The 14,800-nt window shown below is 74.9% G+C and carries 16 protein-coding genes and 1 pseudogene; 11 read left to right on the forward strand and 6 right to left on the reverse strand.

Annotated features, from left to right (window positions below):
* The first annotated feature begins 121 nt into the window (after window positions 1-121).
* The 6 genes and pseudogenes from ACJTNH_RS18755 (at window position 122) to ACJTNH_RS18780 (ending at window position 4,763) form a co-directional block, all read left to right on the forward strand.
* On the forward strand, window positions 122-901 hold the full coding sequence (locus ACJTNH_RS18755; RefSeq protein WP_458178423.1) for an ABC transporter permease: 780 nt from the start codon (window positions 122-124) through the stop codon (window positions 899-901).
* Window positions 898-1,365: pseudogene (locus ACJTNH_RS18760) on the forward strand (ATP-binding cassette domain-containing protein); the annotation flags it as partial. The gene ACJTNH_RS18755 and the pseudogene ACJTNH_RS18760, both read left to right, overlap by 4 nt.
* Before the next feature lie 120 nt (window positions 1,366-1,485).
* The gene (locus ACJTNH_RS18765; RefSeq protein WP_458178487.1) at window positions 1,486-1,941 is read left to right on the forward strand and encodes a TOBE domain-containing protein; all 456 of its coding nucleotides are present in this window, start codon (window positions 1,486-1,488) and stop codon (window positions 1,939-1,941) included.
* Between the two features lie 12 nt (window positions 1,942-1,953).
* Entirely contained in the window at window positions 1,954-2,553 is a 600-nt protein-coding gene (locus ACJTNH_RS18770; protein ID WP_458178425.1) for a nucleotidyltransferase family protein, read from the forward strand.
* 40 nt (window positions 2,554-2,593) lie between these two features.
* The gene (locus tag ACJTNH_RS18775) at window positions 2,594-3,013 is read left to right on the forward strand and encodes a molybdenum cofactor biosynthesis protein MoaE (protein WP_458178427.1); all 420 of its coding nucleotides are present in this window, start codon (window positions 2,594-2,596) and stop codon (window positions 3,011-3,013) included.
* Between the two features lie 133 nt (window positions 3,014-3,146).
* Entirely contained in the window at window positions 3,147-4,763 is a 1,617-nt protein-coding gene (locus ACJTNH_RS18780; RefSeq protein ID WP_458178429.1) for a SpoIIE family protein phosphatase, read from the forward strand.
* A gap of 22 nt (window positions 4,764-4,785) precedes the next feature.
* On the opposite strand, the gene ACJTNH_RS18785 is transcribed toward ACJTNH_RS18780, so the two are convergent.
* Genes ACJTNH_RS18785 through moaA form a run of 3 tightly spaced genes read right to left on the reverse strand, consistent with a single transcriptional unit; the run spans window position 4,786 to window position 6,301 of the window.
* On the reverse strand, window positions 4,786-4,995 hold the full coding sequence (locus ACJTNH_RS18785) for a hypothetical protein (protein ID WP_458178432.1): 210 nt from the start codon (window positions 4,993-4,995) through the stop codon (window positions 4,786-4,788).
* A gap of 10 nt (window positions 4,996-5,005) precedes the next feature.
* Window positions 5,006-5,248, reverse strand: coding sequence for a MoaD/ThiS family protein (locus tag ACJTNH_RS18790; RefSeq protein WP_458178434.1), 243 nt, complete (start codon window positions 5,246-5,248; stop codon window positions 5,006-5,008).
* A 3-nt stretch (window positions 5,249-5,251) separates the two neighbouring features.
* Window positions 5,252-6,301, reverse strand: coding sequence for a GTP 3',8-cyclase MoaA (gene moaA, locus ACJTNH_RS18795; RefSeq protein WP_458178436.1), 1,050 nt, complete (start codon window positions 6,299-6,301; stop codon window positions 5,252-5,254).
* 150 nt (window positions 6,302-6,451) lie between these two features.
* Between moaA and ACJTNH_RS18800 the strand changes: the two genes are divergently transcribed.
* The 5 genes from ACJTNH_RS18800 to ACJTNH_RS18820 all read left to right on the forward strand — a co-directional run bounded on the left by ACJTNH_RS18800 (window position 6,452) and on the right by ACJTNH_RS18820 (window position 11,259).
* A complete protein-coding gene (locus tag ACJTNH_RS18800) occupies window positions 6,452-7,699 on the forward strand; it encodes an MFS transporter (RefSeq protein ID WP_458178438.1) in 1,248 nt (415 codons plus the stop codon).
* 54 nt (window positions 7,700-7,753) lie between these two features.
* Window positions 7,754-9,379, forward strand: a complete 1,626-nt coding sequence (locus ACJTNH_RS18805) for a peptide chain release factor 3 (protein WP_458178440.1) — start codon at window positions 7,754-7,756, stop codon at window positions 9,377-9,379.
* A gap of 17 nt (window positions 9,380-9,396) precedes the next feature.
* Window positions 9,397-9,543 (forward strand): hypothetical protein, encoded by a 147-nt coding sequence (locus ACJTNH_RS18810; RefSeq protein WP_458178442.1) that lies wholly within the window; start codon window positions 9,397-9,399, stop codon window positions 9,541-9,543.
* A gap of 6 nt (window positions 9,544-9,549) precedes the next feature.
* Window positions 9,550-10,284 carry a tryptophan 2,3-dioxygenase gene (locus ACJTNH_RS18815; protein WP_458178444.1) on the forward strand — a complete coding sequence of 245 codons (735 nt, stop codon included), beginning with the start codon at window positions 9,550-9,552 and terminating at the stop codon, window positions 10,282-10,284.
* Between the two features lie 132 nt (window positions 10,285-10,416).
* Window positions 10,417-11,259 (forward strand): aldo/keto reductase, encoded by an 843-nt coding sequence (locus tag ACJTNH_RS18820; RefSeq protein ID WP_458178446.1) that lies wholly within the window; start codon window positions 10,417-10,419, stop codon window positions 11,257-11,259.
* A gap of 172 nt (window positions 11,260-11,431) precedes the next feature.
* On the opposite strand, the gene ACJTNH_RS18825 is transcribed toward ACJTNH_RS18820, so the two are convergent.
* From ACJTNH_RS18825 to ACJTNH_RS18835, 3 genes are read right to left on the reverse strand one after another with little or no spacing between them, the layout of a single operon-like run.
* Window positions 11,432-12,718 (reverse strand): hypothetical protein, encoded by a 1,287-nt coding sequence (locus ACJTNH_RS18825; protein WP_458178448.1) that lies wholly within the window; start codon window positions 12,716-12,718, stop codon window positions 11,432-11,434.
* Window positions 12,719-12,738: 20 nt separating this feature from the next.
* Window positions 12,739-13,632, reverse strand: a complete 894-nt coding sequence (locus tag ACJTNH_RS18830) for a nitrilase family protein (RefSeq protein WP_458178450.1) — start codon at window positions 13,630-13,632, stop codon at window positions 12,739-12,741.
* 14 nt (window positions 13,633-13,646) lie between these two features.
* Window positions 13,647-14,714, reverse strand: a complete 1,068-nt coding sequence (locus tag ACJTNH_RS18835) for an asparaginase (protein ID WP_458178452.1) — start codon at window positions 14,712-14,714, stop codon at window positions 13,647-13,649.
* Window positions 14,715-14,800: the final 86 nt, after the last annotated feature.

The raw sequence follows: 14,800 nt of genomic DNA on the forward strand, positions 1-14,800 counted from the left end.
CCCCCCGCCCCCCCCCCCCCCCCCCCCCCCCCGCCCCCCCCCCCCCCCCCCCCCCCCCCCCCCCCCCCGCCCCCCCCGCCCGCCCCCCCCCCCCCCCCCCCTGGGTGGGCGGGACGGCGGGGTGCCGGTGCCGCTGCTGGTGCCGGCACTGCTCGCGGTGGGGTTCCTGGTGCTGCCGCTGGTCGGGCTGGTGGTGCGGGCGCCGTGGTCGGAGATCGGGCCGCAGCTGACCCGGCCCGGGGTCGGTGAGGCGCTGCGGCTCTCGCTGGTGTCGGCGACCCTCGCCACGCTGCTCTCGCTGCTGCTCGGCGTCCCGCTGGCCTGGGTGCTGGCCCGCTCGCGGGTGCGCGGCCGGGCGGTGCTGCGGGCGCTGGTCACCGTGCCGCTGGTGCTGCCCCCGGTCGTCGGGGGCGTGGCACTGTTCCTGGTGCTGGGCCGGCAGGGGATCGTCGGCCGCTGGCTGTTCGAGACCACCGGCTTCTCGCTGCCGTTCACCACCGCGGCGGTCGTGGTGGCCGAGACGTTCGTGGCGATGCCGTTCCTGGTGATCAGCGTCGAGGGCGCGCTGCGCGCCGCCGACGCCCGGTTCGAGGACGCCGCGGCCACCCTCGGCGCCGACCGGTGGACGACGTTCCGGCGGGTCACCCTGCCGCTGGTCGCGCCGGGGGTCGCCGCGGGTGCGGTGCTCTGCTGGGCGCGGGCGCTGGGCGAGTTCGGCGCCACGATCACCTTCGCCGGCAACTTCCCGGGGACGACGCAGACGATGCCGCTGGCGGTCTACCTGACCCTGCAGCGCGACCCGGAGGCGGCGATCGTGCTGAGCCTGGTGCTGCTGGCGGTGTCGCTGGCCACCCTGCTGCTGCTCCGCGGCCGCTGGCTGGGCCGGGGCGCGGTCTCGTGAGCCTGGCCGCACACGTGGTGGTCCGCCGCGGCTCCCTCGAGCTCGACGTGGAGCTGGCCGTCGCCGACGGGGAGGTGCTGGCCGTCCTCGGCCCGAACGGCGCGGGCAAGTCGACGCTGCTGCGGGTGCTCGCCGGGCTGCTGGTGCCCGACGGCGGCCGGGTGGTCGTCGACCGGGTCTGGGACGACGCCGACCGGCACGTGCCCGCCCACCAGCGGTCGCTGGGCATGGTGTTCCAGGACCACCTGCTCTTCCCGCACCTCTCCGTCGCCGACAACGTGGCCTTCGGGCTGCGCACCCGCGGGGTGCGGCGGGCCGACGCGCGGGCCACCGCCGAGGCCTGGCTGGAGCGGGTCGGCCTGGCCGGCCTGGGCGACCGCCGTCCCGGTCAGCTCTCCGGCGGCCAGGCGCAGCGGGCGGCGCTGGCCCGGGCGCTGGTCGGCGACCCGCGGTTGCTGCTGCTCGACGAGCCGCTGTCCGCGCTGGACGCCCGCACCCGGCTGACCGTGCGGGCCGAGCTGCACCGGCACCTCGCCGACTACGGCGGCAGCGCGGTGCTGGTCACCCACGACCCGGTCGACGCGATGGCGCTGGCCGACCGGGTGCTGGTGGTGGAGGACGGCGTCGTCGTCCAGGCCGGTCCGCCCGCGGAGGTCGCGCGCCGGCCGCGCACCGACTACGTGGCCCGGCTGGTCGGCCTGGTGCTGCTGGCCGGGGTGGGGGACGGGCAGCAGGTGCGGCTGGACGGCGGTGGGGTCGTGGCGGTCGCCGAGGACGTCGCCGGGCCGGTGTTCGTCGCCGTCCGGCCGGAGTCGGTGGCGCTGTACCCGCAGCGGCCGGTGGGCAGCCCGCGCAACGTGTGGCCGGTGCGGCTGGCCGCGGCCACCCCGCACGGGTCGGTGGTGCGCTGCGACCTGACCGGGGAGGTGCCGCTGACGGCCGACGTCACCGCGACGTCGTTCGCCGAGCTCGGCCTGGCGCCGGGCGCCGAGGTCTGGGCGTCGGTCAAGGCCAGCGAGCTCACCGTCTACCCCCGCTGAGAGAGTGGGGGCATGACGTCGGACGCACCCGTGGCCGGGCTCGTGCTCGCCGCCGGCGGCGGGCGCCGCTACGGCATGCCGAAGGCGCTGGTCGAGCACGAGGGCAGCCTGCTGGTCGAGCGGGCGGTGCGCACGGCGACGGCGGTCTGCGACCCGGTGCTCGTCGTGCTGGGGGCCGCGGCGGTGGAGGTGTGGCAGCGCGCCGACCTGACCGGGGCCACGGTGCTGGCCAACCGCGACTGGGAGAGCGGGATGGCCTCCAGCCTGCGCACCGGGCTGGACGGGCTGCGGGGGTGGCCGGGATCGGCGGGGCGGTGGGGTGGGCGATCGATCGACGCGGTGCTGGTGCAGCTGGTGGACATGCCGGGGATGACGCCGGCCGCGCTGGCCCGCGTGGCCGAGCACGCCGCGCCGGGCGCCCTGGCGGTGGCGACCTACGACGGCGTCCGCAGCCACCCGGTGCTGCTGGGCCGCGAGCACTGGGCCGGGGTGGCCGGGTCGGCGACCGGCGACGAGGGCGCCCGGGCCTACCTGGCCGCGCACGAGGTCACCGAGGTCGACTGCACCGGGCTGGCCGACCCCACCGACCTGGACCACCCGCCGACGGGCTGACGCGTTCGCCCGCGCGCGGCTGCCGGGTACCTTCGCCGCCGTGGAGACGATCCTGGCGCGGGTGACCGAGGAGCCGCTGTCGGTCGCCGAGCACGAGGCGGCGGTGGCGGACGAGCGGGCCGGTGCGGTGGTCTCCTTCGCCGGCGTCGTCCGCGACCACGACGGCGGCCGGTCGGTGACCGAGCTGGAGTACACCGGCCACCCGACCGCGCCGGAGCTGATCGCCGAGATCGCCGCCGAGTTCGCCGCCCGCCCCGAGGTGCACGCGGTCGCCGTCTCGCACCGGATCGGGTTGCTGGGCATCGGGGACGTCGCACTGGCCTGCGCGGTCAGCTGCTCGCACCGCGGCCAGGCGTTCACCGCCTGCGCCGAGCTGGTCGACGAGGTGAAGGCCCGGCTGCCGATCTGGAAGCGCCAGGTGTTCGCCGACGGGGCGGAGGAGTGGGTCGCCTGCCCGTGACCGGAGGGGAGCCTGGGACGCCGTCCTTGCCCGGGCGCCGGTCGTCGTGGCACAACTGGACCGGCTCGACTCCAACCACGGGGCGGGTGCTCCTCCGGTGTTCCCGCGAGCAGCGGATGACCGGGAGGTCCCCATGCCCTGGCGGGCGGGTGAACGCGTCGTCGAGACGATGCCGATCGGCTTCATGTCCCTGGACGCCGAGTGGCGGATCACCTACGTCAACCCCGCCGGTGAGGCGGTCGTCGGCCAGACCCGGGAGCAGCTGGTCGGGGCCGACTACTGGACGGCGTTCCCGCTCAGCGACGGCAACGAGTTCGGCCGGGCCTACCGCACCGCCGTCGAGACCGGGCAGCCCGTCGAGTTCGAGGCCTTCTACCCGCACCCGCTGAACCGCTGGTACGAGGTGCAGGCGCTGCCCGCCGACGACGGCCTGCTGCTGTACTTCGCCGACGTGACCGACCGCCGGGTCGCCCAGGACCGGCTGGCGATGCTGGCCCGGGTCAGCGCCGAGCTCGCCGGGACGCTGGACGTCGACACGGCGGCCGCCCGCGTGCCGCGGCTGATCGTGCCGGTGCTGGGCGACTGGTGCGTGCTCACCGTGCTGGACGACGACGGCCGCCCGCAGGACGTGGGCTGGTGGCACGTCGACCCGGCCCGCCGGGCGCTCGTCGAGCGGTACACGGCCGTGCGGCTGCCGTCGATGCCGGTGACCTCGCCGGTGGTGCGGGCGCTGCTGGGCGAGACCGTGCTGGCCGAGGCCGAGGACGTCGCCGACCTGATGCCCGCCGGCGACGCGCAGGACCTGCTCCGACTGCTCGGCCCGCACTCCGGGCTGACCATGCCGCTGCGCGGGCGCGGCCGCACGCTCGGGGCGCTGACCCTCTACTTCGACGGCGAGCGCACCGTCGGGGACGCCGAGCTCGCCACCGCCCAGGAGGTCGCCGACCGGATCGGTCTGGCCCTGGACAACGTGCGGCTGTTCGCCCAGCAGCGGCAGCTGGCCGAGGAGCTGCAGCGCAGCCTGCTCACCGGCGCGTTCACCCACGACCAGGCCGAGGTCGTCGTCCGGTACACCCCGGCCGCCGAGGCCGCGCGGGTGGGCGGCGACTGGTACGACGCGTTCCGGCAGCCCTCCGGCTCGACCATGCTGGTCATCGGCGACGTGGTCGGCCACGACACGGCGGCGGCCGCGGCGATGGGCCAGCTGCGCGCGCTGCTGCGCGGGATCGCCACCTACAGCGACGCCGGGCCGGCCGAGGTGCTCCGCGGGCTGGACGCCTCGATGGCGCAGCTGGAGGTCGGCACCTACGCCACCGCGGCGGTGGCCCGGTTCGAGCAGACCCCCGACGAGCTGGCGCGCGGCCTGACCCGGATGCGGTGGAGCAACGCCGGGCACCTGCCGCCGCTGGTCATCCACCCCGACGGCACGCTGGCGGCCCTGGCCGACTGGCGGGGCGAGCTGCTGCTGGGGGTCGACGCGGCCGCGCCGCGCGGTGAGTCGGTGGTCATCCTGGACAGCGGGACGACGGTGCTGCTGTTCACCGACGGGCTGATCGAGCGGCGCGGTGACGACCTGGACAGCGGGATGAGCCGGCTGCGCGCCGCGGCGATGGAGCTGGCCGGGCAGCCGCTGGACGTGCTCTGCGACGAGCTGGTCGAGCGGCTGGTGCACGGCCAGCCCGAGGACGACGTCGCGCTGGTCGCGATCCGGCTGCTCCCGCAGCAGCCCGCGGGGCCGGCCGCCGGCTGAACCCGGCGGCCGGACCGGTGGGTCAGCGGGCTCCGGCGCCGGCCAGCCCGTCGTCGTCCCGGTGGTCGTGCTGCGCCTCGTGCTCGGCGCGCTCCTCGTCGGCCTCGCCCTCCAGCCGGCGGGCCTCCCCGTCCAGGGTGGCCGCGGCGTCGCCGTGGGACTCGCCGTAGACCTGCTCGGCGCGACCGAGCAGCTCCTCGGCCTTGGCCTTGGCCTTGTCGAACACGCTCATCGAGGTCTCCTCATCCGCCGGCGAAAGGGGGCAGGACGTCCACCACCGCGCCAGGCGCCAGCACCAACGCGCGGTCCCGGGTGGAGGTTCCGTCGACCAGGAACGAGCAGGCGGTGAGCACCTTCTCCAGTCGCTCGCCGTGCGCGTCGACGATCTGGGCGACCAGTTCGTCGAGCGAACCGGCGTCCCGGGTCTCGGTGTCGACGCCGACCGCGGCGCGCGCGCCGGCGAAGTACCGCACGGTGACCGGCACGGCTCAGCCCCCGATCGCGGACATCGGCCGGGACGGCTGGAGGAACGACGGGTCGTCGATCCCGTGCCCGGGCAGCTTGGACAGCGTGGCGATCCGCCAGCGGTCGGCGATCTCGGCGTCGTCGGCGCCGGTGCGCAGCGCGCTGCGCAGGTCGGACTCCTCGCGGGCGAACAGGCAGTTGCGGATCTGGCCGTCGGCGGTGAGCCGGGTGCGGTCGCAGGCGCCGCAGAACGAGCGGGTCACCGACGCGATGACGCCGACGGTCAGCCCGGTGTCGTCGACCAGCCAGCGCTCGGCCGGGGCGGCACCGCGCTCCTCGACGTCCGGGGTGAGCGTGTGCGCGGCGGTCAGCCGGGCCAGGATGTCCTCCGCGGTGACCATCTCCCCGCGGGTCCAGGCGTGGTGGGCGTCCAGCGGCATCTGCTCGATGAAGCGCAGCTCGTAGCCGTGCTCCAGGCAGTACTCCAGCAGCGGGACGGCGTCGTCCTCGTTGATGCCGCGAAGCAGCACGGCGTTGACCTTGACCGGGGTGAGCCCGGCGTCCTTGGCCGCCTGGAGCCCGGCGAGCACGTCGGGCAGCCGGTCGCGGTGGGTGAGCTGCTTGAACCGCTCGCGGTCCAGGGTGTCCAGGCTGACGTTGATCCGGTCGAGGCCGGCCGCCGCGAGGGCCGGTGCCATCCGGGACAGCCCGATGGCGTTGGTGGTCAGCGAGACCTCGGGCCGGGGGCGCAGCGCGGTGGCCGCCGCGACGATGCCCGGCAGACCGGGGCGCAGCAGCGGCTCGCCGCCGGTGAACCGGACCTCGCGGATGCCCAGCTGCTCCACGCCGATCCGCACCAGCCGGACGACCTCGTCGTCGGTGAGCTGCTCGACCTTGGGCAGCCACTGGAGACCCTCGGGCGGCATGCAGTAGCTGCAGCGCAGGTTGCACCGGTCGGTCAGCGAGACCCGCAGGTCGGTGGCGGTGCGGCCGTGCCGGTCGACCAGGCCGCCGCTGCCCGCGCTCACCTGCGGGCGCACCCGCGGGTCGGGGAGGGGGCTGGGAGTCGTCACAGCCCGAATGTAGTGCCGGAACGGCGCGCGGGTCGGGCCGGCGGGAGTGGGATGGCCGATCGTCGGGGGACTGTTACGTTGCCGGAGCCACCCGAGGGTCCGGCGGGCACCCCCGCACTCGCCTGTGGCCAGGAAGCGCGAGAAGCAGCTGTGCCAGCCTCCACCGTCTTCGGCCCCTACGGCCGGCTGTTCACCGTCCCCGGTGCCCGCGCCTTCTCGCTGGCCGGCTGGTTCGCCCGGGTGCCGATGGCCACCGTGGGCCTGGGCTCGGTGCTGCTGGTGGAGGGCGAGACCGGCAGCTACGGCCTGGCCGGGGCCGTCGCCGGGACCCTGGCGCTCTCCTTCGCGATCGCCAGCCCGCAGTGGGCCCGGGCGATGGACCGGGTAGGCCAGGGGCCGGTCCTGCGGCTGACGGCGCTGAGCCACCTGGTGACCGGGCTGGCGTTCGTGGCCGCGGTGCTGGCCGACGCGCCGCGCTGGTCCTGGTTCGTGCTGGCGGTGCTCGCCGGCGCCAGCGGGGCGAACGTCGGCTCGGTGGTGCGCAGCCGGTGGGCGAACCTGCTGCCGGACCAGGCGCAGCGGCAGACGGCGTTCGCCTTCGAGTCGGTCGCCGACGAGGTCGTCTTCGTGGTCGCCCCGCCGCTGGTGACCTTCCTGGCCGCGCTGATCGCGCCCCCGGCCGGCTTCCTGACCGGGCTGCTGGCCGGCGTGGTCGGCGGGCTGGTGCTGTCGCGGCTCGAGGCCACCGCGCCACCGGTCGCGCACCGCGCCGCCGGCCAGCCCTTCGTGCGGGCGCGGGTGCTCAGCCCGTGGCTGGTCGCCATCGCCGTCACCTACCTGGCCATGGGCGCGGTCTTCGGGGCGATGGACGTCGTGGTCGTCGGGTTCGCCGACGAGCTGGGCCGGCCCACGGTGGCCGGGCTGGCGCTGTCGGCCTACGCCGCCGGCAGCCTGGTCGCCGGGCTGGTCTACGGGGTGGCCCGGCTCCCCGGCACGCTGGTCCCCCGGTTCCTGGGCTGCGCGCTGCTGTTCGCCGCCGCCGCGCAGTCGCTGTACCTGGTCGACTCGCTGCCCAGGCTGGTCGTGCTGGCCTTCGTGGCCGGGCTGACCATCGCCCCGGTGCTGGTCGCCGGCATGTCGGTGGTCGAGTCGCGGGTGCCCCGCGCCGGGCTGACCGAGGGCCTCACCTGGACCTCCACCGGGCTGACCCTGGGCGTCACCGCGGGGTCCGCGCTGGCCGGGCAGGCGGTCGACTCCTGGGGCGCGGAGGGCGCCTTCGCCGTCCCGGCGCTGGGTGCGGCGGCCACCGGGCTGCTCGGGGTCGCCGCCTGGGTGGTGCTGCGCCGGCCCAGCGCGCCGCGGGAGGCCGGCGACGCCGTGCCCGCCCCGCTGCGCTGACCCGCCGTACATTGGACTGACCGCCCGCGCCACCCGAGGAGATCCGGCACGCCCATGAGCACCGTCCCGAGCACGGAGCTCGCCCGCCCCGACGCGTCCTCCACCGAGGTGCTGGCGCAGGCGGCCCGGCGGCGCACCTTCGCCGTGATCAGCCACCCCGACGCCGGGAAGTCCACCCTCACCGAGGCCCTGGCCCTGCACGCCCGGGTGATCGGGCAGGCGGGTGCGGTGCACGGGAAGGCCGGCCGGCGCGGCACGGTGTCGGACTGGATGGACATGGAGAAGGCCCGCGGCATCTCCATCACCTCCGCGGCCCTGCAGTTCGAGTACCGCGACGCGGTGGTCAACCTCCTCGACACCCCGGGCCACGCCGACTTCTCCGAGGACACCTACCGGGTGCTCACCGCCGTGGACGCCGCGGTGATGCTGATCGACGCCGCCAAGGGCCTCGAGGCGCAGACCATGAAGCTGTTCGCGGTCTGCAAGCACCGGGGCATCCCGGTGATCACCGTGGTCAACAAGTGGGACCGGCCGGGCAAGGACGCGCTCGAGCTGATGGACGAGGTCAGCGAGCGCACCGGGCTGGCGCCCACCCCGCTGACCTGGCCGGTCGGCATCTCCGGCGACTTCCGCGGCGTGCTCGACCGGCGTGACGGCACCTACCGCCGGTTCACCCGCACCGCCGGTGGCGCCACCATCGCCCCCGAGGAGACGCTGACCGCCGCGGCCGCCGAGGCGCGGGAGGGTGACGTCTGGACCCAGGCGGTCGAGGAGTGCGAGCTGCTCGACGCCACCGAGGCCGACCACGACCAGCAGCGGTTCCTGGACGGTGAGACGACGCCGGTCATCTTCGCGTCCGCGGTCTCCAACTTCGGCGTCGGCGCGCTGCTGGACATCCTGGTCGACCTCGCACCCGCGCCGACCCCGCGGCCGGACGCCGACGGCGTCGCCCGGCCGATCGAGGCCTCGTTCAGCGCCTTCGTGTTCAAGGTGCAGTCGGGCATGGACGCCGCCCACCGCGACCGGCTGGCCTACATCCGGATCGCCTCCGGGGTGTTCGAGCGGGGCATGGTCGTCACCCACGCCACCACCGGCCGGCCGTTCGCCACCAAGTACGCCCAGCACGTGTTCGGCCGGGAGCGGGAGAGCGTCGACACCGCCTACCCCGGCGACGTCGTCGGGCTGGTCAACGCCAACGCGCTGCACGTCGGCGACACCCTCTACGCCGGCGCCAAGGTCACCTTCCCGCCGCTGACCACCTTCGCCCCGGAGCACTTCGCGGTGATGCGCGGCAAGGACACCGCCAAGTTCAAGCAGTTCCGCCGCGGGGTGGGCCAGCTGGGGTCGGAGGGCGTGGCCCAGGTGCTGCGCTCGGACCGCCGCGGCGACCAGGCCCCGGTGCTCGCCGTGGTCGGGCCGATGCAGTTCGAGGTGGCCGCGCACCGGATGGCGCAGGAGTTCGGCGCGCCGGTCGAGCTGGACCACCTGCCCTACCAGGTCGCGGTGCGCACCGACGCCGCCTCCGCGCCCGCCGTGGCCGCCGCCCGCGGGGTCGAGGTCTTCGAGCGCGAGGACGGCGAGCTGCTGGCGCTGTTCATGGACAAGTGGGACCTGCGCTCGCTGCAGCAGCGCAGCCCGGAGCTGACGCTGGAGCCGATGGTGGCCGCACAGCTCAGCTGACGCGGCAGGATGTCGCGGTGACCACGCGACAGTCCCCCGGCCGCCCGGTCCCGCTGGACGCCGGCACCCGCGCCGCCCGGGCCGCCGGCAACGCCGGCCTGCCGACCGTGGAGTTCGCCGACGCCACGCCGTACGAGCAGTACGTCGGGGTGCGCCAGCTGTAGGCGCTGGTGCGGCCGGTCACCGACCACCCGGCCGAGCCCGCGTTCCTGGTGGTCACCCAGGTGATGGAGCTGTGGTTCACGCTGCTGCGCCGGGAGTGGGAGCTGGCCCAGCGCCAGCTGCGCGCCGACGACCTGGACGGCGCGGTCGCCTCGGTCCGCCGGTCGGTGCACCACCTGCGGTCGCTGGACGCAAGCTGGGGCTCGCTGCTCTGGCTCACCCCGGCGGAGTTCAACGGCTTCTGCGACCAGCTGGGGGAGGCCTCGGGGTTCCAGTCCTACGAGTACCGGCACGTGGAGTTCCTGCTCGGGCTCAAGGCGGAGTCGGTCGTCCGGCCGCACCGCGGGCTGCCGGTGGTGCACGCGGAGCTGCAGCGGGCGCTGGCCGCGCCGTCCCTGGAGGACGACGTGCTGGCGTACCTGGCCCGCCGGGGGCTGCCGGTGCCGGCCGCCGTCCTGCAGCGGGACCGCACGGTGACCCACGAGGCGGAACCCGCCGTGACGGCCATCTGGGCCGAGGTCTACGCCGACCCGCGGCCGGGCAACGAGCTGTTCGCCCTGGGCGAGGCGCTCACCGACGTCGCGGAGGTGTTCACCACCTGGCGGCAGCGGCACGTCACCGCCGTCCGCCGGGCGATGGGCGCCAAGCCCGGCAGCGGCGGCTCGGCCGGGCTGGCCTGGCTGGAGCGCAGCGCTGCCCGGGTGGTCCTCCCCGACCTGTGGGCTGCCCGCACCGTGCTCTGAGCCGCATTCCCGCATCCGCGGTGAGATCTGTCGCGGGTAGCCCGCGCCGGCCCGGGTAGTGGACGACGAGGCCGGTCGCCGACCACGAGGTCGTGCGCCGCCCCCATCCGTTCGACGCTTGGAGGATCCCCCATGGCCACCGTGCCCACGATCACCCTGAACAACGGCGTGCAGATCCCGCAGCTGGGCTTCGGCGTCTTCCAGATCAAGCCCGAGGACACCGTCGAGGCCACCCGCACCGCGCTCGAGGTCGGCTACCGGCACATCGACACCGCTGAGATGTACGGCAACGAGGCCGAGGTCGGCGAGGCCGTGCGGCAGTCCGGCGTCCCGCGCGAGGAGGTCTTCGTGACCTCCAAGCTCAACAACGGCTTCCACGCCCGTGAGGACGCCCTGCGCGCCTTCGACGGCACCATGGACGCGCTGAAGTTCGACTACCTGGACCTGTTCCTCGTGCACTGGCCGCTGCCGGGCATCGACGTCGACTACGTCGAGACCTGGAAGGCGATGGAGGAGATCTACCGCTCCGGCCGGGTCAAGGCGATCGGCGTCTCGAACTTCAACGCGCACCACCTGCGCCGGCTGTTCGCCGAGACCGAGATCCGCCCGGTGGTGAACCAGATCGAGGTGCACCCCTACTTCGCGCAGAACGACCTGCGGGCGTTCAACGCCGACCACGAGATCCACACCGAGGCCTGGGCGCCCATCGCGCAGGGCAAGGTGCTCGACGACGCCACCCTCATCCGGGTCGGCGAGCGGTACGGCAAGACCCCGGCCCAGGCCGCCCTCCGCTGGGCGATCCAGCGCGGCGACATCATCTTCCCGAAGTCGGTCACCCGCAGCCGGGTCGAGCAGAACTTCGACCTGTTCAGCTTCGAGCTCACCGAGGACGACATGCGGGAGATCGACGGTCTCGACCGCGTCGACGGCCGCAACGGCCCGAACCCCGACGACTTCAACTACATCCCCAGCTGAGGGAGGGCCCGTCCTCCCCACCCCTCGCAGGCCCGGGGTGAGGAGGACGGGCCTGACCGGACCGGCGGCCGCCGTCCCCTCTCGGGGCGGCGGCCGCCGCCGCGTCCGGGTCGTGCGCTGGTGACCCACACCGCTGCGGGAACGGGTTGCCCGGCCCCCGACCCGGGACGGGTCAGCCCACCCCGGGGAGGACGCCGACCACGGTCAGCACGACGGTGGTGCTCACCGCCATGGACAGCGTGTTGCCGATGAACGGGTGGAAGTCCGCCGGAAGTCGTGCCGAGATCGGCCGCGCGATGACGGGACACAGCAGTGCCCCGGCAACCGCGCCGTAGACGATCGAGCCCCAGCTGCCGTCGTGGGCCAGCACGGTGGCCGGTGCGACCGAGACCAGCGAGACGTACGTCGGCGCCCACCCCCCGCCGCGGTACAGGCTGCGCCAGACCACCACGCCGACGGCGGAGGTGAGCGCCTGGGCGAGGAGGATGTGCGGCAGCAGGCCCGTCCCGTACGCCGGGAACAGCGGGCTCACCAGGAACGCCGCGACGGCGCCGAGGACGACGCCGATGCTGGCCAGCTCGTTGGCGAAGAACTGCGTCTCGCTGAAGTCCGCGACGACCCGGCGGGCCGACCAGACGACGTCCTTCCCGAACGTCGGCTGCCCCGTGGTCGTCCGGGCCGGCGGCTGGGGTGCCGCCGGTGTGTCGGGCACCAGGGCGGGCAGGCGCATCCAGGGCAGCCGCCGGATCACCAGGAAGGACACCGCCGTCCCGATCGACATGGCCAGGGTGTTCGCCACGACCGCGGGGAGCTCCAGCGGCCCGGTCACCGTGGCGATGAGCAGCATGGCCACGGGGGTCGTGGTGAGCGCGCCGAGCACCGCCCCGGTGAGCAGCACCGGCCACCCGCGGCCGTAGACCAGCACGGTCGCCGCTGCCACGCAGACGAACGGCACGAAGGTCGGCTGCCACCCCTCCTCCAGCCACCAGCCGTAGGCGAGGTTCGACAGCAGCAGGCTCAGGGTGGAGGCGCCGACGAGCCACGGCCACGACCCACTGCCGTAGGAGATCGGCAGTCCGGCCCACCGCCTGCCCCGCGAGCCGGCCCACCAGGCCAGCGCCGCACCACAGAGCAACCCCAGCGAGGCGATCCAGGACTTGTAGAACTGCGGCTCGGTCATGTCGCCCAGCACCCACTGGGCCCGGGCGACCGTGTCGGTGGCGACCGTCGGGAGCCACGCGGTGTACTCGGTGCCGCTGAGTCGGGACCCGAGCGACGTCATCCCGGCCGCCAGGAGCCCGAACGCCGCCACCACCAGGGCGGCCCCGGTCAGCACCCCGGGGAGGGACAGCTCTTCCCGGGGCCGGCCGGTCGGTGCGGACGGCCGCTGGCCGACCGGCGTGTCGTCGTCGACGGGGAGCCCGGCGGGGGGCCCGTGGTCGGGGGTCGGGGTGGGCACGTCGCGTCCTCCGCCCCGGCTCAGCGGGCGACGGGCCGGCCGGGGTATCCCAGCAGGACGTCGTAGGTGTCGGTGCGCCGGTCGCGTGCCAGGTCGTTGAGGTCGCTCCAGACCAGGGCCGAGCGGGAGGCCACCACGTCGATGTCGCCGTAGAGGATGGTCGGCTCCTCGGCGTCGGCGATCCCGCCCATCGGCCAGCCGTTCACCCCGGTGATCAGCGAGCAGCCGAGGAACTTGCCGCCCCGCTCCTCACCGACCCGGTCGGCGGCGACGATCGGGACGCTGTTGACGTGCGAGGCCGACATGGTCAGGTAGGAGGCCATGCAGTTGCCGGCCTCGTCGAACAGCGGCGGGGGTGTCCAGACCCAGTTGTTGACCGAGCAGATGACGTCGGCGCCCTGAGCGGTGAGGATCCGCGGGACCTCGGGGAACCAGATGTCCCAGCACACCAGCAGGCCGATGCGGCCGATGCGCGTCTCGAACACCGGGTACTCGTCACCGGGCGTGAAGATGAGCTTCTCGCGGTTCCACAGATGGGTCTTCCGGTAGCGGCCGACGTAGCCCTCCGGACCGATCAGGACCGCGGTGTCGTACAACCGGACGCCGTCGACCTCGGTGATGCCGGCGACCAGGTAGACGTCCCGCTCCCGGGCCACCTCGATCCAGGCCTGACAGGTCGGGCCGTCGGGCACCGACTCGGCGTGGGCGTAGGCCTCGTCGCGGTCGAGGAACGTGTAGCCGGTGTTGGCGAGCTCGGGGAGCACGATCAGCCGGGCGCCCCGGTCGGCCGCCTCGTTGACCAGGCGGAGGGTCGCGGCGACGTTGCCGGCCTTGTTTCCCAGACCCACCTGGGGATCGAACTGCACGGCTGCGGCGGTGATGCCGCTGACCGGGGGGATCTGCGTGGAGGTCATGGTCACGTCCTTCGTCACTGGAGGATGCGGCGGCTGACTGCCGTCGCCGGTGGAACGGGTGGCTCGAGCAGGCCGGCGGGTACCGGCCCTGCGGTCGGGAGACGCCCCGCGTCGGGGTCGTCGAAGGCGCGCCGGAGGGTCGCGCCGTCCACCCCCGCAGCCAGGAGGGCGGCCAGCAGCACCCGGGCCTGACCCGGGCGCAGCCGGACGGAGGGGACGGCGCCGGCCTTGACCAGGTCCACGCCACCGCCGCCACCGCCGTAGACGGGGCGTACCGGGCCGGCCGGCACCCGGGTGGACAGGACGACGGTCACCCCGGCCCGGGTGTGCTCGGCGACGGCCCGCACCACGTCGGGGCTGGCGTTGCCGCACCCGGTGCCCTGGAGGACCACCCCGGCCGCTCCGGCGCGGACGCACGCGTCCAGGACGACCCGGTCCGCGCCCGGGTGGACCGCCACGACGTCGACCCGGAGGTGACCCACGGACAGCGGTGGCACCAGCGTCACGGTCCGCGTCGCCTCGGGCAGCGAGATCGGCGCGCCCGGCGCAGGCACCGCCGTCCCCGTCAGCCCGGTGAAGGCGTCCCGAGCCGAGGTGTGCGCCTTGGTCAGGCCCCAGACCGGGAGGACCCGGCCACCGAAGCAGACCAGCACGCCCCGGCCGGTCGCCGCGCCGTCGACCACCAGCCGGACGGCGTCGAGCAGGTTCTGCGGGCCGTCGGGGTCCGGGTCGTCGGCGGCGATCTGTGCTCCGGTGAACACGACGGGCCGCGGGTCCGCGTGCAGCAGGTCCACCAGCAGTGCGGTCTCCTCCAGGGCGTCGGTGCCGTGGGTGACGACCACGCCGCACAGCTCGGGGTCGGCCAGCTCCGCAGCGATCGCAGCCCGGACGGCGTCCATGTCCGAGAGCGTCATCGCGTAGCTGTTCGTCGCCGGCAGCTCGTGCACCCGGATGCGGACGTCCGCCGGGACGGCCAGACCCGCGACCAGATCAGCGGCGGACGCGGACGCGACCTTGCCGCCGCCGAGTGCGGAGCGGCTGGCGATCGTGCCGCCGGTGGTGACGAGACTGAGGGTGCGCATGCTGCCCAATCGTTTGCGCCGAACGGTTGCGCAACGGTAGGCCACCTGTGTCCGTGACCACAAGGCCGCCCTCTCCGGGCCCGGGG

This window comes from Modestobacter lacusdianchii, assembly GCF_054177765.1.

Coding starts and splice junctions, on each gene's coding strand:
- ACJTNH_RS18820 (WP_458178446.1), top strand. CDS start 10,417: ATGGCCACCGTGCCCACGATCACCCTGAACAACGGCGTGCAGATCCCG.
- ACJTNH_RS18835 (WP_458178452.1), bottom strand. CDS start 14,714: ATGCGCACCCTCAGTCTCGTCACCACCGGCGGCACGATCGCCAGCCGC.
- ACJTNH_RS18785 (WP_458178432.1), bottom strand. CDS start 4,995: ATGAGCGTGTTCGACAAGGCCAAGGCCAAGGCCGAGGAGCTGCTCGGT.
- ACJTNH_RS18780 (WP_458178429.1), top strand. CDS start 3,147: ATGCCCTGGCGGGCGGGTGAACGCGTCGTCGAGACGATGCCGATCGGC.
- ACJTNH_RS18830 (WP_458178450.1), bottom strand. CDS start 13,632: ATGACCTCCACGCAGATCCCCCCGGTCAGCGGCATCACCGCCGCAGCC.
- ACJTNH_RS18770 (WP_458178425.1), top strand. CDS start 1,954: ATGACGTCGGACGCACCCGTGGCCGGGCTCGTGCTCGCCGCCGGCGGC.
- ACJTNH_RS18805 (WP_458178440.1), top strand. CDS start 7,754: ATGAGCACCGTCCCGAGCACGGAGCTCGCCCGCCCCGACGCGTCCTCC.
- ACJTNH_RS18765 (WP_458178487.1), top strand. CDS start 1,486: ATGGCGCTGGCCGACCGGGTGCTGGTGGTGGAGGACGGCGTCGTCGTC.